Here is a 24,341-nt window from a genome sequence, read left to right as displayed (position 1 = left end):
AAAGTTGCAAGCATGTCGAAGCCTTTGCTGACGTCCGTTTTTGCCGTGACAGCCCTGCTGTTGACGGGCTGTGGCTCGGCGACCGTCAGCAGTAGCCCCGATCCGGCACAGGCTGCGGAGCTGAATACGGCGACGGCCGCGCCATCGAAATCGGGCAGCGCCCAGGCAAGCTCCGCCCCGACGGCAAGCTCCGCACCGCCGACCGCGACGGCAAGCGCCGAGGCGAACGCCAATCCGGCTGGGAAGGGAACAACGACATTCCCCGCACCAAGCCAGCGCAGCCCTGGCGGCAGCGCGGACTCACCGATCGACGGCGTCGGCGACAAGACCTGGTCGAAGATTCCGAAGGAAACCAGCCAGGTCCTCGTCTCCCGTACCGAAGAAACCAAACAGAGCAATGCGACGACGATGCTCTACGAACGCAATGCCGACGGAAACTGGTCGAAAGTGAAGTCGTGGCGCGGACATAACGGCGGAAACGGCTGGGCGACCAACCGGACCGAAGGTGACAAAACATCACCGGCCGGCGTCTTCTCGATCAGCGATGCCGGCGGATACAAGAAGAACCCGGGCAGCAAACTGCCCTACACCCGGGACGATACTTACCGTGACGAGGCTGTCGGAGCGTACGGAAATTCGATGAAGGACGTCTTCAACTACGTTATTGCGATCAATTTCAATCGCAGGACCGGCGAGCCTCCGACGGACGGCGAACGTCCGGACGGCTCCGAACAGGGCGGCAAGATCTGGCTGCACGTCGACCACGACTCTCCAACCCGCGGTTGCATCACCATCCCAGAAGACGGTGTCCGCTGGCTGCTGAAGAACCTGGATCCGGCGAACAAGCCGATGATCATCCTGGGATCTGACGAGATCATCTCCGCATAGATGGACGCCGATGCGAGCACGAAACAGACCACACTGCATCAACTGCTGCCGCTCTCCGGTGCTGGACGCGAGGTCGCCAGAAGCCAGGACGAAGCGTCCCTGGTCGCGCTCTACCGGGAAGGCACCGGCTGGGCCGAGCGCAGCCGCTGGCTGCGCTGCAATATGGTCTCGACCATCGATGGCGCGGCGATGGGTTCCGACGGGCTGTCCGGCAGCATATCCGGCAAGGCCGACAAGCGGGTCTTTTCTGTACTGCGCTCCGTTGCCGACGCCGTCGTCGTTGGCTCAGGCACAATCAATGCGGAGCGCTACACGCTACTGAGCGCCAAGCCGGCGCACCGGCAACAGCGCCTGGACGCCGGGCAGGACGTGGTGCCGACGCTCGTGATCGTCAGTTCACGGGCTAACGTCGATCTCGATCATCTGCTGTCGGCCGGCAGCTCGCCGCTTGTCGTGCTGACCTCTGCCACCGCTGACCGGAAGCGACTCGATGCGATTCGGGACCGGGCAGGCAGCGACTCAGTCCTGCCGGTGGGCGATGAATCCGTTGACCTGCGGCGAGGCCTCGACGCGCTGGCCGAACGCGGCCTGGTCCAGCTGCTGAGCGAAGGTGGCCCGCGGACGCTCACGGCGTTTGCCCGGGAGGGGCTGCTCGACGAACTCGACCTCACGCTCAGCCCGCGACTCTCCGGCGGAAACGCCGGCAGGATCCTCGACGGATACCCGCTTGATACCAGGCTGGCCCAGCACACCCTGCTGACCGGTGATGACGCGCTTATCGGACGCTGGCTGACCCTTCGCGATCGCTGACCACGATCTTCTGCAGGAAGCTTCTGACGTCGTCCGACCAGCGCTCGGCATCCACGTTCCATTCCTTGGTGTGCCGGGCCTTGTCGTAGCGTGGCATCGTGACCAGGTCCGACCGGACCGTGGCCAGTCGGTGCGAAGGGCCGGACGGCACGAAGTCGTCGTCGTCGCTGTGGATCAGCAGCACCGGAACCCGGAGCTCGGCCGCGCGCGTCACCCAGTCCATCCGGTTCAGGTCGAGCGGCGTCTCGAGACCAGTTATCCAGCGAGCCCAGGGCTGTGAAATCATCTCCAGCGCGAGCCGGGCGATCGGGGTTGGCAGCCGGTTTATCCGCGCCTGTTCGTCGAGCACGGAGAACCAGTCCACCACCGGGGCGTCAAGCACCATCCCGCTGATCCTGTCCTTGTAGCGGCCCCGCGCAGCGGCTTGGAATGCGATGGCGCCGCCCATCGACCAGCCGAACAGCACGACCCGCTCCGCCCCCCGGGAGATCGCAAACTCGATCGCGTCGTCGACGTCGAGCCATTCCGTGTCGCCGAGCCCGTAGCGGCTGCTGCTACCGGAGCGGGCCTCCGGGTCGTTCCGGTACGAAATGGACAGCGATGAGATACCGGCGGCACGGAGCGTCGGCACGGCCCGCAGCCCCTCGGCCCTTGTGCCGCCGCGTCCATGAATCAGGATCGCCCAGGTCTTCTCGGTCGCCTCGGCGTCCTCCGCGGCTACCGCGGAAGGGTCTCCGGGTATGTACCACGCCGGGAGGTCTCCGGCATCAGTGTGCAGGACGACGTCCTCGCTCGGAACCTGCAGCGCCTGCGGATTGCGGTAGTAGGTGCCGTTCCAGCGTCCGATCCGCGCGGCGCGCAGGTCGCCGGAGTCGACGCCGAGCACCTCGCGCAGCACCGTGCGGGAGGTCGGGTCGTATTCGATGACGTTGCCGATCCTGGCGTGGCCGCGGCCCTCATCGAACCAGAGGCTGTATACGCCGTTGACCGTCGTCTCGTCGTCGGCCGGCAGCAGCACGGTCATCTCGTCGTCGAAGCCGGAGACGTGCAGAATCTCGAGCTCCTCCGTGGCGCCAACCGGCACCACGATCTGCCGCGCGTAGAACGCGGCAAGCCCGGATGTCGCCGCGGTCAGCACGGCGGCGACCGACGCGCCGACGCTGATGCCGAGAATTGCCCATTTCGCTCCTGCACGCCGGGCGGTCTCGCCATCCGCACTTCGCTGAGCCGTAGAATTACCTGCCATGGTCTCATTCTGTCATCCGGCCGCCGTGCCCTGCAGGGCACGGCACGTCGGTGACAATCGGGAACAGCCCGGCAGCGCCCGGCGTTGATTCCACCGGAAGCGACAATGAAACTCAGAGACAATTGAACCTCGAAGCTAAGTAGAGCAGACATGACGATCAATAAGACCGATGAACAGTGGCGCGAAGAACTGAGCGCCGAGGAATTTCAGGTGCTCCGCAAAGCGGGTACCGAGCGGCCCTACACCGGTGAATACGTTGACACGAAGACCGTCGGGTCCTATCGGTGTCGTGCCTGCGAAGCGGAACTCTTCACCTCGGACACCAAGTTCGACTCGCATTGCGGCTGGCCGTCGTTCTATGCGCCGCTGGCCGAGGACCGGGTCCGCTACATTCACGACCGCACACTTGGAATGGAACGCGTCGAGGTCCGCTGCGCCAATTGCGATTCGCACCTCGGGCATGTCTTCGAGGGCGAGGGGTACGGCACACCCACCGATCAGCGTTACTGCATCAACTCGATCAGCCTCACTCTGGTTCCGGCGGACGACAAGTGACCGCGTCGGCAGATACAACGGGGCAGACGCAGGAACCGCGGGCACAGAATTGGCTGACGACACTTGGCCTGCCGTGGTCTGAGCTGACCGCGACCCAGGCCTATTCAGTGCTCAGGCTGCGCAGCCAGATCTTCGTGGTCGAGCAGGGCTGCGTTTTCCTCGACGCCGACGGCGCAGACCTGCATCCGGAAACCGAGCACTACTTCCACGCCGACAACCACGGTGTCTCCAGCTACCTGCGGCTGCTGCCGCGCGGCTACGCCGACGGGCCGGCCAGCAGCGAGGAGGGCCGGAGCATCGGCCGGGTGACCACCCGGCCGGACGCCCGCGGGCAGGGGCTGTCCGGGCAATTGCTCGAAGCGGCAATCGACAGGCATGGCGACCAGTTGTTGACGCTCAACGCTCAGGAACGCCTCGAATCCTGGTATGCCCGGTACGGGTTCCAGGCCAGCGGGCCGGTCTTCATCGAAGACGACATCCGGCACGTGCCGATGCGCCGTCCAGGCCGCTGAGGTAGCCGGCATCGTGGCGGATGAATCTTCCGTATGTCGCCCAAACCTCGGTTCAAACGATCGAGTGGCCCACAAACCCACGAGTGGCCGAGCAATATCAGGGAAGGTCCTCCAGCAGGTCAAGCAGCTCGCGCTTCGGACCGGTGAAGAACGGCACTTCCTCCCGCACGTGCCGCCGTGCTTCCGTGGCCCGCAACTCACGCATCAGATCCACGATCCGATGCAATTCATCCGCCTCGAAGGCAAGGATCCATTCGTAGTCACCGAGCGCGAATGATGCGACGGTGTTTGCCCGGACGTCGGGAAACTCCCGTGCCGCCATCCCATGGTCGACCAGCATTTTCCGGCGTTCGTCGTCGGGAAGCAGGTACCAGTCGTAGGAGCGGACGAATGGGTACACGCAGATGTACTTCCGCGACTCTTCGCCGGCCATGAAGGCCGGAATGTGTCCCTTGTTGAACTCAGCTGGGCGGTGCAGAGCAACGTTCGACCAGACTGGCTCCAGGTGTTCGCCCAGTGCGGTGCGGCGCAGGCGGTGGTAGGCGCCCTGCACGGTTTCGATTTCCGGCGCGTGCCACCAGATCAGGATGTCGGCGTCCGCACGCAGGCCGGCCAGATCGTAGTATCCGCGAACCACAAGGTCCTCTGCCGACAGCTCTTCGATCAGATCGGCGACCTCGGCAGCCAGCGCGACGCGATCCTCCGGCAGCGGGCTGGACACCTTGAAAACTGACCATGCCGTATACCGGATCGTGTCGTTGATCTGGCGTGCCGTGACGCGCGGCGACTCCGCCGCGGTTGGATCGGGTACGGATGCTGGTGTGGTCTGGTCGTCGGTGCTCATAGCCCCATTATCGCGGTCACGTCCTGTCCGGCTGTGCCCGGGTGCCGGGTCGGTAGGCTCGGCAGCCGGGATCAGCTGGCCGTGACGATCCGGGCGGCCCGCTCGGCGGATGCGACACAGGCCGGAATGCCGACCCCGTCGTACGCGGCCCCGGCCAGTGCCAGTCCGGCCTGCGCGGACACCGCACGCCGGATCCTTGCCACCCGGTCGAGATGCCCGACCGCGTACTGCGGCAGGGACTCGTCCCAGCGGGTCAGCTCCGATGCCACGACCGGAAGCCGGCGCCCGACGATCCGCTCGAGATCCCCGAGTGCGGCCCGGGTCAGCTTGTCGTCATCGCTGTGCAGCCAGCCGGGGTCACCGAACCGGCCGACCGATGTCCTGAGCAGTGCCGTCCCCGCCGGAAGGTGCCGGCGCAGCCATGGCCACTTGTTCGAAGAGAACGTCGCCGCCTTGATCACGGTGGTTTGCGAAGGCGGAACGAGTAGTCCGGATCCTTCAAGCTGCCCACCTTCGAGGTTCACCAGCGCGGTCACCACCGCCGATGATGCATGCTCGATCCGGGACAGTTCGCCTGTCGCTGCCGGAACGGCGTCGCTGAGCAGTCGGGACGCCGCATGCGCGGGCAGGGCGACGATGACGGCATCGAAGACGTGCGGCTCTCCCCCTGCGACCAGTCGCCATTCCTCCGCTGCCCCGCTGCCAGGCGTTGCGGTCCTGGCCAGGTGTGTCACCGGCGTCGAGGTTCTGATGTTGACCGGCACCTCTGCGGCCGGACGGTCCGCGGTTGCGGCGAGCCTTCGTGCCAGCTCGGAAATCAACCGTGCCATCCCGCCCTCGAGCCCCATGAAGACCGGCTGGGCCTCCTCACCTCGGGCGCGGGCCTCGGCGGCTTTTGCGGCGACGGCAGCATTGTTGTGCCGCACTGCCTCCAGCACCGACGTTCCGGCCTGAGCGGCCGGCCAGAGCGCGGGGACGGTAGCCCGGAGCGACAACAGCCGGGCGTTTCCCGCATAGACGCCGCCAAGCAGCGGATCGAGCAACCGATCTGTCACGGCCGCGCCCAGCCTGGCTGCAATCCAATCACCGACCGACGTGTCATCGTCGACCGGTTCGGTGAGGCGTTCGGCTTCGGCTCTGGCGACTTCGTCAGGCGTGAGGACTCCGATGGCCCCGGCCGGATCGCCGGGAACACCCATCACGGTGCCTGTGGGTATCGGCCGCAGCTTGCCGCTGGAATAGATTCCGGACCGCGTTGTCCCCGGGGTCTGCCGGGCCAGGCCGAGCCGATCGGCAAGTTCCACCGCTTCCGGTCGCCGGGCCAGTGCTGCCTCGGCCCCCGTGTCGGCGGTGATCGGCAGGGCATCGTGCAGCGTCGTCGAGCGCAGGCAGCCACCAAGCCGGTCACTCGCCTCGAAAACAGTGACTTCGCCCGGCTGGACGGCGTCTACCAACTGACGCCGGACGAACCACGCGGCGCTCAGCCCGCTGATACCGCCGCCAATCACCGCGATTCTCAGGCGTTGCCGATCATTCATCGCCGGCCGGCTCATCGCGCAGAGAGCCGGTGCACCTCATCGACGACGCGCCGCAACATATCGGGATCGGTGTCTGGCAGCACTCCGTGGCCAAGATTGAAGATGTGACCGGGTAATTCACGACCCGCGCCGACGATGTCGGCCACCTTTTCCTGCAGTGCCTCCCATGGGGCGAAGAGCATCGCCGGATCGAGGTTTCCCTGCAGTGCCTTGGCGGGATCTACCCGCTTCGCGGCGTCCCGGAGGCTGACCCGATAGTCGACGCCGACCACATCCGGCCCAGCCTCGTCCATCGCTGCCAGCAGCTCGCCGGTCTGCACCCCGAAATGGATTGTCGGCACGTTTGTGCCGGCCAGCGCCGAGAACACGTTCCGTGAATGCGGCAGCACATGCTGGCGGTAGTCGGCCGCACTCAGGTAGCCGGCCCAGGAATCGAAGAGCTGGACCGCGCTTGCGCCGGCCTCGATCTGGGTGGTGAGGAAGGTCGTCGAGATCCTGGCCAGCTTGGCCAGCAGTTTCGCGAACAGCGCCGGCTCGCCGATCATCATCGACTTGGTCTTCTCGTGGTTCTTGCTTGGGCCGCCCTCGATCAGGTAGCTGGCCAGGGTGAACGGCGCTCCGGCGAATCCGATCAGCGGCTTCGCGCCGAGCTCGGCTGTCAGCAATCGCACCGATTCCGTGATGTCCTCGATCTGTTCCGGCGACAACTCGGGCAGCGCGTCGACATCGGCTTCGGTGCGCACCGGATGTTCGATCACCGGACCGACACCGGCAACAATCTCCACACCGACGCCCGCGGCCTGCAGGGGAACCACGATGTCGGAGAAGAAGATTGCGGCGTCGACACCCAGCCGGCGCACCGGCTGCAGGGTTATCTCGGTGACCAGTTCGGGCGTACGGCACGCCTCGAGCATGGTGGTGTTCTTGCGCAGCTCCCGGTACTCGGGCAAGGAGCGTCCGGCCTGCCGCATGAACCAGACCGGGGTGTAATCGACCTGCTGGCACCGTGCGGCACGGACCAGCTGGGAGTCGGCGGGATTCGGCGGGTCATCGTGAGTCGTCATACCTGACATTCTCCCATCGACGTCGGCCAGGAAGAATCTCAGCCGTGCATTCCCGGCTAACCTTCGCTCAATCCCGGCGTGGTGCCGTCGAACTGTCAGTGCCGGGATCTACCGTAGGTTTTGTGAATGCCAGTGAGTCTTTACAGCACCTGCCCCGGGAGTTCGCCCAGGCCTGTGACGCGTTGCGTGCAGCCACGCTTCGATCCGAGATCACCATTACCGAGATCCCGCCGCCGGCGCGGCTTGCACCGTACTCGGTGGCGATGAGCGCCGAGGTCGTCGCTCCAAACGACTTCGCCGCCGCGAGTGGGGAGGATATCGATGAGTTGGCCACCGGCCGGCTGGTCGTGCTCTACGATCCCTCGGCGCCTCCGGAATGGGGTGGCAAGTTCCGGGTAGTTAGCTATGTGCGAGCAGAGCTTGAGCACGAATTGGGTCAGGACGGCCTGATCGGCTCCGTGGCCTGGTCCTGGTTGCAGGAAGCGCTGGCCGCTCATGGTGCGCTTTACCGCGCAGAAGGCGGTACGGTGACCCGCGTGCTTTCTGAGAGCTTCGGCAGTCTGAGCACGCGCCCAGCCACGGTCGACCTCGAGCTTCGGTCGTCCTGGACACCGCACGATGCCAGCAGCGCCGATATCGGCGCGCATCTGAAAGCCTGGGCGCAGCTGCTGTGTACCGTCGCCGGCTTGCCACCACTACCTGACGGGGTAAGTGCGTTGCCCGGTCGCCGCCGATGATTCCTGAGCACGCCGCCGACCTGCCTGCCGAAAGTGCCGAAGAACTGTTGCCGCTGCTCGCCGAGCCGAGCGGTGGCGTGCCCCCCGTGCTTACCAGCACGAAGGAACTGGGTGAGGCCACCGCCGCGCTGGCAATCGGCCACGGCCCGGTCGCTATCGACGCCGAACGTGCATCCGGTTACCGCTACGGCCAGCGCGCATTTCTGGTCCAGCTCAGGCGACAGGGTGCCGGATCCTTCCTGATCGATCCGCAGGCGCTCCCTGACCTCTCGCAGCTCAATCAGGCGCTGGCCGATATCGAATGGGTCTTGCATGCAGCAACCCAGGACCTGCCATGCCTGGCGGAGCTGGGCATGACGCCGACCCGGCTCTTCGACACGGAGCTGGCCGCCCGGCTGCTCAACTGGCCCAAGGTCGGACTTGGCGCCGTCGTCGAGCGTGTCCTCGGTCTCCGACTGGCCAAAGAGCACTCAGCCGTCGACTGGTCGACCCGGCCGCTGCCCGAACCGTGGCTTCGGTACGCAGCCCTCGATGTCGAGGTGCTGGTCAAGATCCGCGACCGGATGACGATCGAGTTGCAGGCCTCTGGCAAGGCGGAATGGGCGGCGGAGGAGTTCGACCATGCCCGCCGGTTCATCCCGGCCCAACGCGCGGAGCCGTGGCGGCGGCTCTCCGGCATTCACTCGGTGCGCCGCCCGCGTAACCTCGCCGTCGCGCGCAGCCTGTGGGAGAGTCGCGAGCAGCTTGCCCGGGACAGGGACGTCTCCCCCGGCCGCCTGCTGCCGGATTCGGCCATCGTCGGGGCGGCGAAGAGCGTCCCGTCGTCACCGGGCGAGTTACTCGGCAGCAAGAGCTTCAATGGCAGGGCCGCCAAATCCGAGATCACACGCTGGTATTCAGCAGTCGAAGCCGGACTGGCCGTCGACGAATCCGAGCTGCCCGCTGTGACAGTCCGGACAAACAACCCGCCTCCGCCACGGCTATGGGCGGAAAAGGATCCCCAGGCCGCGGCCCGGCTGGGCGCCGCCAAGCTGGTCATCGCGGATCTGGTTGAGGAATATGACCTGCCGCCGGAAAACCTGCTCACGCCCGACTTTTTGCGTCGGCTCTGCTGGAGGCCACCGGAAGAGATCAGCGAGCAGTCGGTGGCGACAAGTCTGAGCGCGCTCGGCGCCCGGAACTGGCAACTGTCTCTTGTCGCCGGCCCACTCACCGAAGCGCTTCGCAACCCGGGGTTGTCCGACTAAGTTACCGACCAGTAACATCAGGTTAATCACTCAACCTGGAGGCACAGTGGTCGACACCGGTTCGTCAAAACCCAAAAGCACCTACGGCAGGGACGTCGTCTTCGTCGATGGCGTTCGCACCCCGTTCGGTAAGGCCGGCGACAAGGGCATGTACGCCGAGACCCGTGCGGATGACCTGGTGGTCAAGGCCATCCGTGAGTTACTCAGGCGCAATCCCGACGTTCCGGCCGAGCGGATCGATGAGGTCGCCGTCGCCGCGACGAACCAGACCGGCGACCAGGGTTTGACCCTGGGGCGCACGGCAGCGCTGCTGGCGGGACTGCCGAAATCAGTACCCGGATTCGCAATCGACCGGATGTGCGCAGGCGCGATGACCGCCGTGACATCGGCAGCGTCCGGGGTAGCCTTCGGCGCTTACGATCTCGTGATCGCCGGCGGAGTCGAGCATATGGGCCATCACCCGATGGGTGAAGGCGTCGATCCCAATCCGCGTTTCGTTTCCGAGCGGATCATTGATCCATCCGCGCTTGTGATGGGCTCGACGGCGGAGAACCTGCACGACCGCTATCCGGCGATCACCAAGGAACGTGCCGACGCTTTCGCCGCCGGCAGCCAGCACAAACTCGCCGAGGCGTACCGGGCACACAAGATTCAACCCGATCTGGTGCCGGTGGCTACCCGGTCGACGGAACGCGGCTGGGGACTCGCCACCGCAGATGAGCCGCCACGACCCGGTACCACGGTCGATGACCTGGCCGAGCTGAAAACACCGTTTCGCGCCCACGGCAATGTCACCGCCGGTAACGCCGCAGGACTTAATGACGGCGCGACTGCCGCGCTGCTCGCCGATGCCGGCACTGCAGCCGAGCTGGGCTGTCCGGCGAAGATGCGGCTGGTGTCCTTCGCCTTCGCGGGCGTCGAACCAGAAGTGATGGGAATCGGCCCGGTGCCGGCCACCGAGAAGGCGCTGGCAAAGGCCGGCCTCGACATCACCGATATCGGGCTGTTTGAGATCAATGAGGCCTTCGCGGTGCAGGTGCTGGCATTTCTCGACCACTTCGGCATTGCCGACGACGACGAGCGGGTGAACAAGTACGGCGGCGCGATCGCAGTCGGGCACCCGCTGGCGTCGTCCGGCATTCGACTGATGACTCAGCTGGCCCGTCAATTCGAGGAGAATCCCGGCGTCCGGTTCGGCATCACCACGATGTGTGTCGGTATCGGCATGGGCGGAACCGTGATCTGGGAGAACCCACACCACGCGGACTACGGACAGGACAACTCGTGAACAGCGACGGCAGCACTTACAGCACTGACGGTATCGCCAGCAGCACCGGGAGCCCGGATAGGTTTGCCGAGATCGGGGCCGGCTTCCCGGATGAGGTGGTGACTCACTCGCGGGTCCGCGATATCGACCTTCCGGATGGCGCCGGCACGCTTGCCCTGGTGACTCTTGACAATGGCCGGGACCACACCAGGCCAAGCAGCTTCGGCCCGAACGGCCTGCTGGAACTCATGCAAACTCTCGAGAGTCTGCAGCAACGGGCTCACGCCGGCGAAATCGCGGCAGTCGGCATCACCGGGAAGCCGTATTTCCTGGCGGCCGGCGCAGACCTTTCCGTGCTCGGCTCGACCGCAAGTCGTGCGGATGCGCTAACCCTGGGCCGGCTGGGCCACACGGCACTCGGCTTGCTGGGAACGCTAGGCGTGCCGACGTTCTGCTTCATCAACGGCGTGGCTTTGGGCGGCGGCCTGGAGGTCGCACTCAATTCAACCTACCGAACCGTCTCCGCAGACGTTGCGGCGATTGCCCTGCCAGAAACGTTCCTCGGCATCCTTCCGGCATGGGGCGGGGCCTATCTGCTCCCCCGGCTGATCGGGCCGGAACGCGCCGTCGACGTGATGATAGTCAATGCGCAGAACAACAATCGGGTTCTGCGTGGGCCCGAGGCATTTGAGCTCGGGATCGCCGACGCCCTCTTCGAACCCGCTGACTTCCTTGAGCAGTCGCTGCTGTGGGCAGCGGCCGTGCTTAACCGGGAAGTGACAGTGGATCGCGCACCCGTTGCCGACCAGCGATCGTTTGATGCGGCCGTGGCCCGCGGAAAGACGATGCTCGACCAGAAGCTACATGGCGCGGCACCGGCCGGCTATCGTGCCCTTGAGCTGATCTCTGCTGCCCGCACCAGCGATCGGGAAACGGCGTTCGCCGCAGAGGATGAAGCGCTTGCGGACCTGGCTGAAAGTCCGGAGAGCAAGGCCTGCCTGTATGCCTTCGAGCTAGCGCAGTTCCGGGCAAAGAAACCGGCCGGTGCGCCGGACAAGGCCTTGGCCCAGCCGGTGGGCAAGGTGGGAATCCTGGGCGCAGGCCTGATGGCCAGCCAGCTTGCGTTGCTGTTTGCGCGCCGGCTCGACGTGCCTGTGCTGCTGACCGACCTCGATCAGGGCCGGGTGGATAAGGGAATCGCCTACGTTCAGAGCGAAATCGACAAGCTCCTGGCCAAGGGCCGGGTTTCGGCCGATAAGGCGAATCGGCTCCGCGGCCTGGTCAGCGGCACCGTGTCGAAGCAGCCGTTCGCCGATGCGGACTTCATCATCGAAGCTGTTTTCGAGGAACTCGACGTCAAGAAGCGGGTCTTCGCCGAGATCGAGGAGGTCATCAAGCCCGAGGCGGTGCTGGCGACCAACACGTCATCGCTGTCGGTCACGGAAATGGCCGCTGATCTGCGGTACCCGGACCGAGTCATCGGCTTCCACTTTTTCAACCCGGTCGCCGTCCTCCCGCTACTCGAGGTGGTCCGCACCAAGAGTACGAACGACCCGACGACGGCGACCGCGCTTGCCGTGGCGAAGAAGCTGAAGAAGAATGCCGTGCTGACCGCCGATGCGCCTGCGTTCGTGGTGAACCGGGTGCTGATCAGGTTTGCCGCAGCGGTCAATCAGGCAGTGGACGAAGGAACCCCGCTTGAGGTCGCCGAGCATGCCCTGGATTCCTGGGGGCTGCCGATGCGGCCTTTCGAACTCATGCAGCTTGTCGGTCCCGCTATCGCGCTGCACGTCAACGAGACCCTGGAGCGGGCCTTCGGCGCCGATCGTTTCCCGATCTCGGAAAACCTGCGGCGAATTGTCGCCGCTGGCAATAAGGGCGTCTGGTCGTATCGCTCGGATGGCGAAAGGTACCTCTCGGAGGAGACCGCGGCCCTGTTCGAACAGGGCGATTCCCCGGCTACCGGCGACCAGCTGGCCACCCGGGTCGCCGACGCTCTCGCCGACGAGATCCGCCGGATGCTCGATGAAGGCGTCGTCGCAGCGGCCGAGGATATCGACCTCTGCCTGATCCTCGGCGCCGGCTGGCCATTCCATCTTGGCGGGATCACGCCGTTTCTGGATCGGATCGGCGCCAGCGAACGGGTCACCGGACGGAAATTCCATCCGGCTGAGCGCACCGAGGGATAGCCAGTCCGCAGGACGCGAGCCTCAGGTCAGAACGCGCGTGAATACGCGCGCGGCTTGGCACGAAGTTCGCGTTCTGTGTTTCGCCGACAAACCCACGTTTCGCCCCTCGGGCCGGCGAGCTAGCCGGCCCGTCGGGGGCGCGCGAGCTGCTCGGGCAGCTCGGCGATTATCCGCTCTACCATGCTGTCGACATCGAGGCCGGCCTCGGCCAGCACTTCCTCTCGGGTGCCATGCGGCAGGAATTCGGTTGGCAGCCCAAGTTCCAGCACGCCGGTCCGCAGACCCTCCGCCCGGAGATCCTGGCGCACCCGCGCACCGACCCCGCCGACTTTCACGCCATCCTCGATCACGGCCACCAGGGTATGAGATCCGGCGAGCGTGATCACGCTGCCAGGCACCGGGAGAACCCAGCGCGGGTCGATAACCGTTGAGCCAATTCCCTTGGCGGCGAGTTTTCCGTGCACGTCCAGGGCGCGCTCGGCCAGGGCACCCACCGACACGATCAGCACGTCATTACCGCCACGAGCCAGCACGTCGACGCCGTCGGTCAGCCGCTCAAGCGACTCGACGTCCGCTCCGACCGAACCGCGCGAGAACCGCACGACCGACGGCCCGTCCTCGATAGCGACCGCTTCGGTGACCTCCTCGCGCAGCCGTGCCGCGTCGCGCGGGGCGGCCAGGTGAAGTCCCGGCACGACCTGCAGAATGGCCATATCCCACATTCCGTGATGACTCGCGCCGTCCGGGCCGGTCACGCCGGCTCGGTCAAGGACGAAGGTCACGCCCTCCCGGTGCAGTGCGACATCCATCAGTAACTGGTCGAATCCGCGATTCAGGAATGTGGCGTAGAGACACACCACGGGGTGCAGGCCGCCATGCGAAAGTCCGGCCGCCGAGGTGACGGCGTGCTGCTCGGCGATGCCGACATCGAAAACCCGCTCCGGGTACTTGGCGGCGAACTTGTGCAGCCCGACCGGAATCATCATCGCGGCCGTTATCCCGACGATATCCTTGCGCCGATCGGCAATCTCCACGATCTCGTCGCTGAAAACGCTGGTCCACGATGTCGACTTCTTCTGCGCGGACTCCCCCGTCTCGGGGTCGATGATGCCAACCGCGTGGAACTGGTCCGCCGCATCGGCGAGAGCCGGGGCATACCCACGGCCCTTTTCGGTCAGCGCGTGCACTATCACCGGTCCGGCGTAGCTCTTTGCCTGGTGCAGCGCCTTTTCCAGGGCGGCCAGGTCATGGCCATCGACCGGCCCGATGTACTTCAGGCCCAGGTCCTCGAACAGGCCCTGCGGCGCAATAACGTCCTTGATGCCCTTCTTCATGCCGTGCAGCGCATCGTAGGCGAAGCGTCCCGGTGCGCCGCCCTTCTGCAATGCCTGCTTGCCCCAGCTGAGGAACTTTTCGTACCCGCCGGTTGTGCGCAGCGTATTGAGATGGTGCGCCATTCCGCCAACGGTCGGGGCGTACGAGCGGCCGTTGTCGTTGACCACGATGACGAGTTTCCGCGGCGGGAAACTGGTATCCGCAGCGATATTGTTCAGCGCTTCCCAGGCCATGCCGCCGGTCAGCGCACCGTCACCAATAACGGCGACCACGTGCTGGTCGTGTTCGCCTTTCAGCTGGTGCGCCTTGGCTATCCCGTCAGCCCATGACAGAGCGGTCGAGGCGTGCGAGTTCTCGATCACATCGTGCGGGCTTTCCGCCCGACTCGGATAACCGGAAAGACCGTGCCGCTGCCGCAGCGTGGCGAAATCCCCCGCCCGACCGGTCAGGATCTTGTGCACATAGGCCTGGTGTCCGACGTCGAACAGCACATCGTCGTTCGGCGAATCGAAGCTGCGGTGGATCGCCATGGTCAGCTCGACCACGCCAAGATTGGGGCCGAGATGGCCGCCGGTTCTTGAAACCTCGGCGACAAGAAGCGCCCTGATTTCCTCGGCAAGCGTTGCGCATTCGGGACCGCTCAGACGCTTTACATCGTCCGGCTCGTTGATGCCGTCCAAGAGATTCATGCGTCCTCGTCCCACTTACGCGCTCCTCATTCCTCTAAGAGGCTGACTCTTCATTCTAGGAGGTATGGCGACAATGAGCACATTATGCGCGAAGTGGAATACGACACCGGCGCGGGACAGCACCGTCGTGGGGAGGCACCGACTCAGGAAAGTACCGACTCGGAGCAGCACCGATTCAGGGAAATGCGATGGGCGGTGACTACGCTGCCCTGGGGCCGCGCGGTCACCGCCCATCGCCGGTGTACGTATGCTACTTCGTCAACGACCGCAGAACGTACTGCAGGATTCCGCCGTTGCGGTAGTAGTCCGCTTCTCCCGGCGTATCGATCCGGACGACGGCGTCGAATTCAACTACGTCGCCACCTTCCTTCGTTGCCCGCACCTTGACGATCTTCGGTGTCGTGCCCTCGTTGAGAGCCGTTACGCCGGAGATATCGAATGTCTCGGTGCCGTCCAGTCCGAGCGAACCCGCGGACTCGCCGAGTGGGAACTGCAGCGGCAGGACGCCCATTCCGATCAGGTTGGAGCGGTGAATCCGCTCATAGCTCTCGGTGATTACCGCCTTGACGCCCAGCAGTGCCGTACCTTTGGCGGCCCAGTCCCGTGAGGATCCCGAGCCATACTCCTTGCCACCGAGCACGACCAGCGGAATACCGGCTGCCTGGTAGTTCTGCGCGGCATCGTAGATCGTCGTCTGCGGCGCGCCGTCCAGGGTGAAGTCGCGGGTGAAACCGCCCTGCACGTTGTTCAGCAACTGATTCTGCAGCCGAATGTTCGCAAACGTTCCGCGGATCATCACCTCGTGGTTTCCGCGGCGCGAGCCGTAGGAGTTGAAGTCCTTGCGCTCAACGCCGTTTTCGAGCAGGTACTTGCCCGCTGGCGTGTCGGCCTTGAACGATCCAGCCGGTGAGATGTGATCTGTGGTGACCGAATCGCCAAGCTTGGCGAGCACCCGGGCCTGTGAGATGTCTTCGACCGGCGCCGGTTCCACCGACATTCCATCGAAGTACGGAGGCTTCCGGACGTAGGTCGACTCATCCGCCCACTCGAACGTATCGCCCTCGGGAGTTGACAGCGAACGCCACCGGTCATCGCCGGTGAATACATCGGCGTAGTCATGGGAGAACATCGCCTGGTCGATGGTCTCGTCGATCGTCTTCTGGACCTCTTCCGGCGTCGGCCAGATATCCCGCAGGAATACCGGCTGTCCGTCAGTATCGGTGCCGAGTGGCTCGGACTCGAAGTCGAAGTCCATGGTTCCGGCCAGCGCGTACGCGATGACAAGCGGAGGCGAGGCGAGGTAGTTCATCTTGACGTCCGGGTTGATCCGGCCCTCGAAGTTCCGGTTACCGGAAAGCACCGCGGTAGCGGCCAGGTCGGCTTCGTTGACCGCCTTGGAGATCTCCTCCGGCAGCGGCCCGGAGTTTCCGATGCAGGTCGTGCAGCCATAGCCCACCAGGTTGAAGCCGAGCTTCTCCAGGTACGGCGTCAGCCCGGACTTGTCGTAGTAGTTCGTCACGACCTGTGAACCCGGAGCCAGGGTCGTCTTGACCCACGGCTTGCGGTCCAGGCCCTTGTCGACGGCCTTCTTGGCAACGAGCGCGGCAGCGATCATCACGGAGGGGTTCGACGTGTTCGTGCACGAGGTGATCGCCGCGATTGTGACGGCGCCGTGATCGATTTCGAATGACGAGCCGTCGTCCATCGTGACGGTGGTCGGCTTGTGCGGACGGCTGTTTGCCGCATGGGTCGGCGAATCCGAGGCGGGGAACGATTCCAGCTCTGACTCGTCGTCGTCGGAAACGTAATTGCGCAGGTCACGGGCGAACTGGGTTTTGGCGTGCGTCAACGCGATCCGGTCCTGTGGACGCTTCGGACCGGCGATCGACGGAACGACGGTGGAGAGATCGAGCTCCAGGTACTCCGAGTACTTGATCTCCGTCGATGGGTCGTGCCAAAGGCCCTGCTCCTTGGCGTAGGCCTCGACCAATGCCAAATGGTCCTCGCTGCGGCCGGTCAGCCGCAGGTAATCGACGGTGACATCGTCGATCGGGAACATGGCAGCGGTCGAGCCGAATTCGGGACTCATGTTGCCGATCGTGGCGCGGTTGGCCAGCGGCACGGATGCCACGCCCTCACCGTAGAACTCGACGAACTTGCCGACGACGCCGTGCTTGCGCAGCATCTCGGTGATGGTGAGCACGACATCGGTCGCGGTAGCGCCGGACGGGATCTGGCCGGTCAGCTTGAAGCCGACGACCCGCGGGATCAGCATCGATACCGGCTGGCCGAGCATGGCCGCCTCGGCCTCGATTCCGCCGACGCCCCAGCCGAGCACACCCAGGCCGTTGACCATGGTGGTATGCGAGTCCGTGCCGACACAGGTGTCCGGGTATGCGCGCAGCACCGACTTTCCATTGACCTCGACCTCGCGGGTGTAGATCGTCTTGGCGAGGTACTCGATGTTGACCTGGTGAACGATCCCGGTACCGGGAGGCACCACCTTGAAGTCGTCGAACGCGGTCTGACCCCAGCGCAGGAACTGGTACCGCTCGCCATTGCGCTGGTATTCCAGCTCGACGTTCTTCTCGAACGACTCAGGCGTGCCGAATGAATCCGCGATAACCGAGTGATCGATCACGAGCTCGGCAGGTGAGAGCGGGTTGACCTTCGACGGGTCTCCCCCGAGGTCCTTCACCGCCTCACGCATAGTGGCGAGGTCGACGATGCAGGGAACACCGGTGAAGTCCTGCATGACGACGCGGGCCGGCGTGTACTGGATCTCGGTGCTCGGGTCGGCGTCGGCATCCCAGGAACCAAGTGCCTGGATGTGATCCTTGGTGATGTTGGCACCATCTTCGGTGCGCAGCAGGTTCTCCAGCAGAACCTTGAGGCTGAACGGCAGCGACTCAGAACCCTGAACCGAATTGAGCCGGTAGATTTCGTACTCACTGCCCGCAACCTCCAGGGTCCCCCTGGAGTTGAAGCTGTTAATTTCACTCATCGTGATTCTCCTCTTCGCACGCGATACATCCATCCCGACGCTACCTAAGTGCGTACCCGACGAGTCGGGCCCACCAATGTCGATCCGAACAAGCCGGAAGCCAACACAGGCAGCGGCAATCGCTGATTTAGCACACAGAAACTTGTCGTAAAGTATCTTGACGTCAAGATAAATCTTATCGCATCCCCGCGGAAGGCGCACCATTACGGGACCAAAAGTCACGTACTGTTGTGCAGAAAAGGAAGGGAAACCTGATGGATCCGGTGACACTCAGTGGCGGAAGCCTGATTTTCGGGATCGTTTGCGCGATCGCCTGTAACTTCATTGCGAAGAACAAGGGGCGCGGCCGAGTACTCTGGACGGTGCTTGGATTCCTGTTCAGCATTGTCTCGCTCATCATCGTGCTGGTGCTGCCGAAAAAGAACTAGCGCCTTCGGTTAGCCGGAGCGCCAGTCGAAGCGCGTCTGATCAGTTCAACCGGCAATCGGACCGAATCGACATCCCGGCCACGAATCAGCTCAAGCAGCAGCTTTACGCCGGTTACGCCGATATTCCTCGCCGGAGACCTAAGAGTCGTCAATGGCACGGGCAACTGCGACACAACCGGGATGTCGTTGTACCCGATCAGAGACAGGTCCTCCGGCACTGAAAGCCTGAGATCGCGAGCCACCCCGAGCACTCCGATGGCAGCGGTATCGTTCACCGAAAAGATGGCGGTCGGACGATCGGCGCGATCCAGAAGCTTCTTTGCCGCGCAAACACCGCCGGCGACCTCGAAGTCGGAACGCACCAGGAAGTCATCTCGCAAGCTGACGCCGGATTCCCGGAGCCCCGCCAGGAAGCCGGCCACCCGGTCCCGAGCCGTGCTGGCATGCTCCGGCCCGGCAATCACGCCGAACTTGGTGTGACCGAGCTCCAGCAAATGCCGAGCCGCGAGGTAACCGCCGTGGTGATCATCGCTGGTCACCGATACCTGCGCACTGTCCGCATGCCGGTTGATCAGCAGCACGGGAACATCGCCGAGCGAAAGGGTAGCCAGGAACTCGTCGGCCGGCTCGTGCATGCTGCTCAGGATCAAGCCGTCTACCTGTCGGCTCAGCAGCAGTTCGATTGATCGGCGCTGCGCCTCGAGCTCATCGTCAGGGCTCGACAACAGCACCGAGTATCCGGCGTCGCCTGCTGCGGACTCGATGCCCTGATACGTCGTGGCGATCACCCCGTCCGTCAGCCGCGACATCACCACGCCGATCGTGGTGGTCCGCCTGGTGCGCAAGCTCGCCGCCCACAGATTGGGTTGGTAGCCGAGATCCTCGGCGACCTCACGGATTCGCCGCGCGGATTCAGACCAGCCGTCCGGCGGCTCCTGCTGGCGCAGCACCCGGGAAACGGTGGAAACGTGCACGCCGGACGTCTGCGCGATCTGCCGGAGCGTCGATGGCCGGGAAGGTTTTGCTGCCGAGCCGCCGTTCTGCTCGCCCATGCCTACATCCTTAAGCTTGTTGACGAACCGCAGTACGGTTCCTTAACGTATTGAATGTGCAATCGATTGCGCAAACGTTCTCTAAAGGCTATCGGAGCGACAGTCGGCGACACAACGTTGATGTCCGCTTAACGGCTCTGTCCAAGCTCTATCCAAAGGAATGCGATGCCCGCCCCACAATCCGTTTCCCAGCTCTTCGCCATCGATTCGCTGCTCACGTCCGAAGAACTCGCCATTCAGGAGACCGTCCGCCGCTTCGGCGCGGACAAGATCCGTCCACATATTGCCGAGTGGTTCGAAGAAGGTAAGCTGCCGGCCCGCGAACTGGCCAAGGAGCTCGGCCAGCTGGGCGTGCTCGGCATGCACCTCGAGGGATACGGCTGCGCCGGCTTGAACGCGACGTCCTACGGGCTGGCCTGCCTTGAACTGGAGGCCGTCGATTCCGGCATTCGCAGCCTGGTCTCCGTCCAGGGTTCGCTGGCGATGTTCGCCATCCATAACTGGGGAAGCGAAGACCAGAAGAACGAATGGCTGCCGAAGATGGCCGCCGGCGAGGCGATCGGCTGCTTCGGGCTTACCGAACCTGACTTCGGGTCGAACCCGGGCGGCATGCGCACCAACGCCAAGAAGGACGGCAGCGACTGGGTGCTGAACGGCACAAAGATGTGGATCACCAACGGGTCGATCGCTGATGTCGCCATCGTGTGGGCGCGCACGGATGACGGCGTGCGCGGCTTCGTCGTGCCAACCGATACACCGGGGTTCTCCGCTCCGGAGATCAAGGCAAAGCTGTCGCTGCGAGCCTCGGTCACCTCCGAGCTGGTGCTGGAGAACGTCCGGCTGCCGGAATCCGCCGAACTGCCCAAGGCCAAGGGGCTGCGCGGGCCGCTCAGCTGCCTGAACGAGGCGCGCTTCGGCATCATCTTCGGCGCACTGGGCGCTGCCCGGGACTGCCTGGAGACAGCGATCAGCTACGCGCAGGACCGCGATGTCTTCGACAAGCCGCTGGCGGCGTATCAGCTAACTCAGGCAAAACTTGCCGACATGGCTCTGGAACTCGGCAAGGGCCAGCTGCTCGCCATCCACCTGAGCCGGTTGAAGGAAAAGGGTGAGGTCGCGAGCGAGCAGGTCAGCACGGGCAAGCTCAACAACGTCCGCGAGGCAATTGCGATAGCGCGCGAATGCCGCACGATTCTCGGCGCCAACGGCATCACGCTGGAGTACCCGGTGATTCGGCACGCCAATAACCTCGAGTCTGTGCTCACCTACGAGGGAACCTCAGAGGTGCATCAGCTCGTGATCGGCCAGGCGCTGACCGGACAGGCGGCGTTCCGCTAGGTCTCCTGTCGCCCGGGTCGGCTCAGTTCGGTCCGGGCGTCAGAACGGCGAGGCTCTCCACATGGTGGGTCAGCGGAAACAGATCAAACGCGCGCAATGACGACAGCCGGTAACCTCGTTCGGCGAAATAGGCGATGTCGCGGGCAAGGGTTGCCGGATCGCAGGAAACGTAGCCAACGATCCGGGGTCTGTGCGCGACGATTTGTTCGACGACGGCCTTCCCGGCGCCCGAGCGTGGTGGGTCGAGCGTGACCACGTCGAGGGCCGGAACAGCTTGACCCACGGGGATTCCCGCGAGCTCTTTTTCTACCGGGCCCCGGTGCAGCCGCACGGTCGGAAGATCCGCAAGGTTTCGTTCCGAGTCGGAAACGGCCTGCTGGTCTCCCTCAATCCCGGTGACCTGGCCGTCCGCACCGGCGGCAATGGCCAGCGCAGCAGTGAATAGGCCCGCCCCGGAGTAGAGGTCGGCCACCTTCTCCCCCGGCTGGACAGCTACGGCGTCGAGCAGCGCCTGAGTCAATATGCCCGGTGCTGCCCGGTGCACCTGCCAGAAGCCGCCGCCGGTTACCCGGAATTGCCGTTCCACACGATCGCCGGCCAGGGTGAAGGCCACCGCTTCCTCGACGAAGTCCTGGCCGGAGATCAGTTCGCGTCTGGGTCGCTGGGTCCGCGAGCTGCCCTGCCGGCGTCCACGCGGTCGCCGAGTACCGGACCGTCGGTTCGGTTCGTCCACCGCGACGAGTGACACATCGGGGTTCAGCTCGGCGAATGCAGTCAACGACTGTTTGCGTCTGGCCTGGAAGCCGGCGTCCTTCGGGGCCTGGCCGTCGGCGTCCTTCGGTGGCTGGCCGTACGAGACGACCACGAGGGCCTGTGCCCCCGAGGCCGGAGCGATGACCTCGACCCGATCGGCGCCCGGAAAACGATGGCCGAGGATACCGAGTCCCTCGATCCGGCTGGTCGCCAGCGGCATTCGCGTCAGAGGCACGATCCGGTGTGACCGCGGTGCCAGGCCGCCGAGCCGGCCGTCGCGCGCCACGGCGAACTGCACGCGGGTTCGCCATCCCAGGCCGTCACGCTCGACGTCACCTTCAGCTGCCTCGACCTCGACGGCCAGTTCCAGGCCGGCCAGCCTGGAAAGCTGTTCGGCGATAACCGATGACTTCCAGCGTCTACTGGCTTCGAGCTCGACGTGGGCAAGCTCTGCACCACCGACACCGCCCGGCCCGGCCTCGCTCCATCGCGTGGCGATCCGAGAGTGCGAGGGTTCAAGAACCTCGCGCAGCTCGGCACGCCAGAATTTCGCATTCTCCGCCGGCTCCGGCACTACAACCCGGACAGTTTCGCCGGGAAGCACATCGGGCACGAACACGACGCGGCCCTCGTGGCGTGCTATGCAGATGCCGCCCTGGCCAACGGCCTCGATCGTAACCGTCAGCTCCATGGGTCCCGCCTTTCGTTGAAAATGTCCACTTGTCCTGCGCTGCGTGGCCTCGCTGGGCACCCGCGTCATTCCTTGGCTCGTGCCCGCTCCTTGGCTCGTGCCCGCTCCTGGACCCGTTGCTCTTCGACGACCTCGGATACCTTCTCGAAGGAGCTGAGCCGCCATGGCACGCTGGCGACCATCACGCCGCTGACGAAGAGCAGGCGCGACTTCAGCCGAAGCGCCGTCTGGTTGTGCAACAGGTGCTCCCACCAGTGGCCCACGATGTACTCCGGGATATACACGATGATCAGGTCCCGGGGAGATTCCCGCCGGATCCGACGCACGTATTGCAGGATCGGCCTGGTGATCTCCCGGTACGGCGAGTCAAGGCTGGTGAGCCGCACCGGCAGGTCCGCAGAATCCCATTGCTCGCGCAGCGCCTCGGTTTCGGCCCGGTCAACGCCGACCGTGACCGCTTCCAGGACCGTCGGACGCGCGGCCCTGGCGTAGGCGAGCGCCCGCAACGTCGGCTTGTGCACCTTGGAGACCAGCACTATGGCGTGCACATTGGGCGGCAGCAGCCGCGCGGAGTCCTCATCGCCGGGAGTCAGTTCGTCCGCGACCCGATCGTAGTGCTTCCGGATCGCGCCCATCATGACGAACAGGACTGCCATCGCGGCAATTGCGATCCAGGCGCCGAGCAGGAATTTCGTGGCCAGGACGACGATCAGGACGACGCCGGTCATCAGCAGGCCGATGAAGTTCACTACCCGCGACCTACGCAACGTGGCCCGCTCTGCCCGGTCGGTGCTCAGCCGCAACTTGGCCGTCCAGTGCTTGACCATGCCGAACTGTCCGACTGTGAAGGAGACGAACACCCCGACGATGTAGAGCTGAATCAAGGAAGTTGTGTCGGCGCCGAAGGCGAGAATAAGAACAATCGCCGCGATGGCAAGGGCGATGATGCCGTTGGAGAATGCCAGCCGGTCTCCACGAGTATTCAGCTGGCGAGGCAGGAAACCGTCCCTGGCCAGGATCGAGGCCAGGCCGGGAAACCCGGAGAACGCTGTATTCGCGGCAAGCACCAGGATGATCCCGGTGACCACGGCGACAAGATAGAACGCCGGCGGAAAGTCGGAGAAGATCGCCTCGGCCAGCTGTCCGATCACCGGGTCCTGGATATAGGAATCGCCCGCCGGCTCACCGTTCGGACCGATCAGCTGGGTGGCAGGATCGGAGACGAAATGCAGCCTGGTCTGGCTGGCCAGGAAGATGATGCCCATCAGCATCGAAACCGCGATCACGCCCAGCAACAGCAGAGTCGTCGCGGCGTTCTTACTCTTCGGCTTCTGGAACGCCGGCACGCCGTTGCTGATCGCCTCCACACCGGTCAGCGCGGCACAGCCCGACGAAAACGCCCGCATCACCAGCAGCGCCCCGGCCAGGCCAAGCAACCCGGCGTCGAACCCGGCGCCCGGCGCGACTGTGTAACCGGAGGACGCGGCCTGCGGCACATCCCCGATCAACAGCCGGATCAGGCCCCAGATGCACATCCCGAGGATGGAGATGATGAAGATGTAGGTCGGGACTGCGAAGGCGCGGCCCGATTCGCGCACTCCCCGCAGGTTGGCTGCGGTGATGATCAGCACGAGGGTCACGGCAATGTATGGCTCGGTGCCGCGCAGCGCTGAGACCGCGGTTGCCGCGTAGTGGGCGGCCGATGAGATGGATACCGCCACAGTCAGAACGTAGTCAACCAGTAGTGCGCTGGCCACGGTAATGCTGGCCGGACGGCCGAGGTTGGTAGCGGCGACCTCGTAGTCACCGCCGCCTGACGTGTAGGCGCGCACATTCTGTCGGTAGGACGCGACGACAACCAGCATGACGACAGCCACCGCCGCACCGACCAGCGGCGATATCGTCATTGCGGTGATCCCGGCGAGCGACAGGGTCAGCAGGATCTCGTCCGGGGCGTAAGCAACGGAGGAAAGCGCGTCGGAGGCGAACACCGGCAGCGCGATGCGTTTGGGAAGTAGAGTTTCGCTAAGGCGATCGCTCCGGTAGGGTCGCCCAACGATTACCCTCTTAAGCGCGTCTGTAAATGTTGCCACGAGGATCAATGCTAGAACCTATTGACTGGTTTGACGCGCGGAAGGCGGTTGGAAAGTGCAC

General features: G+C 64.6%; 19 protein-coding genes. 10 read left to right on the top strand and 9 right to left on the bottom strand.

Features of this window, described 5'->3' with window-relative positions; genetic code table 11:
• Positions 1-12 precede the first annotated feature (12 nt).
• Both LWF01_RS06280 and LWF01_RS06275 read left to right on the top strand, forming a co-directional pair.
• Entirely contained in the window at positions 13-888 is an 876-nt protein-coding gene (locus LWF01_RS06280; RefSeq protein ID WP_349640187.1) for a L,D-transpeptidase family protein, read from the top strand.
• Positions 889-1,698: a dihydrofolate reductase family protein gene (locus LWF01_RS06275; protein ID WP_349640186.1), complete on the top strand. Its 810-nt coding sequence runs from the start codon at positions 889-891 to the stop codon at positions 1,696-1,698. It begins immediately after the preceding gene.
• On the opposite strand, the gene LWF01_RS06270 is transcribed toward LWF01_RS06275, so the two are convergent.
• Positions 1,664-2,944 carry an alpha/beta hydrolase family protein gene (locus LWF01_RS06270; protein ID WP_349640185.1) on the bottom strand — a complete coding sequence of 427 codons (1,281 nt, stop codon included), beginning with the start codon at positions 2,942-2,944 and terminating at the stop codon, positions 1,664-1,666. The two genes, LWF01_RS06275 and LWF01_RS06270, sit on opposite strands and share 35 nt — an antisense overlap.
• A gap of 150 nt (positions 2,945-3,094) precedes the next feature.
• Here LWF01_RS06270 and msrB point away from each other — a divergent pair, with 150 nt between their 5' ends.
• Both msrB and LWF01_RS06260 read left to right on the top strand, forming a co-directional pair.
• Positions 3,095-3,499, top strand: coding sequence for a peptide-methionine (R)-S-oxide reductase MsrB (msrB, locus tag LWF01_RS06265; RefSeq protein ID WP_349640184.1), 405 nt, complete (start codon positions 3,095-3,097; stop codon positions 3,497-3,499).
• A complete protein-coding gene (locus tag LWF01_RS06260) occupies positions 3,496-4,011 on the top strand; it encodes a GNAT family N-acetyltransferase (RefSeq protein ID WP_349640183.1) in 516 nt (171 codons plus the stop codon). The genes msrB and LWF01_RS06260 overlap by 4 nt, the downstream gene beginning before the upstream one ends.
• A gap of 97 nt (positions 4,012-4,108) precedes the next feature.
• On the opposite strand, the gene hemQ is transcribed toward LWF01_RS06260, so the two are convergent.
• From hemQ to hemE, 3 genes are all read right to left on the bottom strand, one after another.
• The gene (gene hemQ, locus LWF01_RS06255) at positions 4,109-4,855 is read right to left on the bottom strand and encodes a hydrogen peroxide-dependent heme synthase (RefSeq protein WP_349640182.1); all 747 of its coding nucleotides are present in this window, start codon (positions 4,853-4,855) and stop codon (positions 4,109-4,111) included.
• Positions 4,856-4,926: 71 nt separating this feature from the next.
• Positions 4,927-6,393, bottom strand: a complete 1,467-nt coding sequence (gene hemG / locus LWF01_RS06250) for a protoporphyrinogen oxidase (RefSeq protein WP_349640181.1) — start codon at positions 6,391-6,393, stop codon at positions 4,927-4,929.
• 11 nt (positions 6,394-6,404) lie between these two features.
• On the bottom strand, positions 6,405-7,466 hold the full coding sequence (gene hemE, locus LWF01_RS06245) for a uroporphyrinogen decarboxylase (RefSeq protein ID WP_432761999.1): 1,062 nt from the start codon (positions 7,464-7,466) through the stop codon (positions 6,405-6,407).
• Positions 7,467-7,579: 113 nt separating this feature from the next.
• On the opposite strand from hemE, the gene LWF01_RS06240 reads away from it, so the two are divergent.
• From LWF01_RS06240 to LWF01_RS06225, 4 genes are read left to right on the top strand one after another with little or no spacing between them, the layout of a single operon-like run.
• On the top strand, positions 7,580-8,194 hold the full coding sequence (locus LWF01_RS06240; RefSeq protein ID WP_349640179.1) for a DUF3000 domain-containing protein: 615 nt from the start codon (positions 7,580-7,582) through the stop codon (positions 8,192-8,194).
• Entirely contained in the window at positions 8,191-9,441 is a 1,251-nt protein-coding gene (locus tag LWF01_RS06235) for a ribonuclease D (RefSeq protein ID WP_349640178.1), read from the top strand. The genes LWF01_RS06240 and LWF01_RS06235 overlap by 4 nt, the downstream gene beginning before the upstream one ends.
• A 46-nt stretch (positions 9,442-9,487) precedes the next feature.
• Entirely contained in the window at positions 9,488-10,729 is a 1,242-nt protein-coding gene (locus LWF01_RS06230; protein ID WP_349640177.1) for a thiolase family protein, read from the top strand.
• Positions 10,726-12,897, top strand: a complete 2,172-nt coding sequence (locus LWF01_RS06225; protein WP_432761998.1) for a 3-hydroxyacyl-CoA dehydrogenase NAD-binding domain-containing protein — start codon at positions 10,726-10,728, stop codon at positions 12,895-12,897. The genes LWF01_RS06230 and LWF01_RS06225 overlap by 4 nt, the downstream gene beginning before the upstream one ends.
• Positions 12,898-13,016: 119 nt before the next feature.
• Here the strand turns inward: LWF01_RS06225 and dxs are convergent, their stop codons facing one another.
• Both dxs and acnA read right to left on the bottom strand, forming a co-directional pair.
• Complete coding sequence (dxs, locus tag LWF01_RS06220; protein ID WP_349640837.1) at positions 13,017-14,921, bottom strand: 1-deoxy-D-xylulose-5-phosphate synthase; 1,905 nt, start codon at positions 14,919-14,921, stop codon at positions 13,017-13,019.
• A 250-nt stretch (positions 14,922-15,171) separates the two neighbouring features.
• Positions 15,172-17,925, bottom strand: a complete 2,754-nt coding sequence (acnA, locus tag LWF01_RS06215) for an aconitate hydratase AcnA (protein WP_349640176.1) — start codon at positions 17,923-17,925, stop codon at positions 15,172-15,174.
• Between the two features lie 254 nt (positions 17,926-18,179).
• On the opposite strand from acnA, the gene LWF01_RS06210 reads away from it, so the two are divergent.
• A complete protein-coding gene (locus tag LWF01_RS06210; protein ID WP_349640175.1) occupies positions 18,180-18,353 on the top strand; it encodes a hypothetical protein in 174 nt (57 codons plus the stop codon).
• Here LWF01_RS06210 and LWF01_RS06205 read toward each other — a convergent pair.
• Positions 18,350-19,405 (bottom strand): LacI family DNA-binding transcriptional regulator, encoded by a 1,056-nt coding sequence (locus tag LWF01_RS06205; protein WP_349640174.1) that lies wholly within the window; start codon positions 19,403-19,405, stop codon positions 18,350-18,352. The two genes, LWF01_RS06210 and LWF01_RS06205, sit on opposite strands and share 4 nt — an antisense overlap.
• A gap of 165 nt (positions 19,406-19,570) precedes the next feature.
• On the opposite strand from LWF01_RS06205, the gene LWF01_RS06200 reads away from it, so the two are divergent.
• Positions 19,571-20,743 carry an acyl-CoA dehydrogenase family protein gene (locus LWF01_RS06200; RefSeq protein ID WP_349640173.1) on the top strand — a complete coding sequence of 391 codons (1,173 nt, stop codon included), beginning with the start codon at positions 19,571-19,573 and terminating at the stop codon, positions 20,741-20,743.
• Positions 20,744-20,765: 22 nt separating this feature from the next.
• On the opposite strand, the gene LWF01_RS06195 is transcribed toward LWF01_RS06200, so the two are convergent.
• Positions 20,766-22,187 (bottom strand): class I SAM-dependent RNA methyltransferase, encoded by a 1,422-nt coding sequence (locus LWF01_RS06195; protein ID WP_349640172.1) that lies wholly within the window; start codon positions 22,185-22,187, stop codon positions 20,766-20,768.
• A gap of 65 nt (positions 22,188-22,252) precedes the next feature.
• Positions 22,253-24,280 (bottom strand): APC family permease, encoded by a 2,028-nt coding sequence (locus LWF01_RS06190; protein ID WP_349640171.1) that lies wholly within the window; start codon positions 24,278-24,280, stop codon positions 22,253-22,255.
• Positions 24,281-24,341: the final 61 nt, after the last annotated feature.

This window comes from Saxibacter everestensis, from assembly GCF_025787225.1.
GTDB lineage: Bacteria > Actinomycetota > Actinomycetes > Actinomycetales > Brevibacteriaceae > Saxibacter > Saxibacter everestensis.
The sequence above is the reverse complement of the archived record's forward strand: the minus strand, read 5'-3'. Positions and strand labels throughout refer to the sequence as shown.

What these genes read in the sequence shown, in the direction of transcription:
- LWF01_RS06280 (WP_349640187.1), top strand. Translation starts at nt 13, where the DNA reads ATGTCGAAGCCTTTGCTGACGTCCGTTTTTGCCGTGACAGCCCTGCTG.
- hemQ (WP_349640182.1), bottom strand. Translation starts at nt 4,855, where the DNA reads ATGAGCACCGACGACCAGACCACACCAGCATCCGTACCCGATCCAACC.
- LWF01_RS06210 (WP_349640175.1), top strand. Translation starts at nt 18,180, where the DNA reads ATGGATCCGGTGACACTCAGTGGCGGAAGCCTGATTTTCGGGATCGTT.
- hemG (WP_349640181.1), bottom strand. Translation starts at nt 6,393, where the DNA reads ATGAATGATCGGCAACGCCTGAGAATCGCGGTGATTGGCGGCGGTATC.
- LWF01_RS06235 (WP_349640178.1), top strand. Translation starts at nt 8,191, where the DNA reads ATGATTCCTGAGCACGCCGCCGACCTGCCTGCCGAAAGTGCCGAAGAA.
- msrB (WP_349640184.1), top strand. Translation starts at nt 3,095, where the DNA reads ATGACGATCAATAAGACCGATGAACAGTGGCGCGAAGAACTGAGCGCC.
- LWF01_RS06205 (WP_349640174.1), bottom strand. Translation starts at nt 19,405, where the DNA reads ATGGGCGAGCAGAACGGCGGCTCGGCAGCAAAACCTTCCCGGCCATCG.
- LWF01_RS06270 (WP_349640185.1), bottom strand. Translation starts at nt 2,944, where the DNA reads ATGGCAGGTAATTCTACGGCTCAGCGAAGTGCGGATGGCGAGACCGCC.
- hemE (WP_432761999.1), bottom strand. Translation starts at nt 7,466, where the DNA reads ATGTCAGGTATGACGACTCACGATGACCCGCCGAATCCCGCCGACTCC.
- acnA (WP_349640176.1), bottom strand. Translation starts at nt 17,925, where the DNA reads ATGAGTGAAATTAACAGCTTCAACTCCAGGGGGACCCTGGAGGTTGCG.
- dxs (WP_349640837.1), bottom strand. Translation starts at nt 14,921, where the DNA reads ATGAATCTCTTGGACGGCATCAACGAGCCGGACGATGTAAAGCGTCTG.
- LWF01_RS06200 (WP_349640173.1), top strand. Translation starts at nt 19,571, where the DNA reads ATGCCCGCCCCACAATCCGTTTCCCAGCTCTTCGCCATCGATTCGCTG.
- LWF01_RS06275 (WP_349640186.1), top strand. Translation starts at nt 889, where the DNA reads ATGGACGCCGATGCGAGCACGAAACAGACCACACTGCATCAACTGCTG.
- LWF01_RS06195 (WP_349640172.1), bottom strand. Translation starts at nt 22,187, where the DNA reads ATGGAGCTGACGGTTACGATCGAGGCCGTTGGCCAGGGCGGCATCTGC.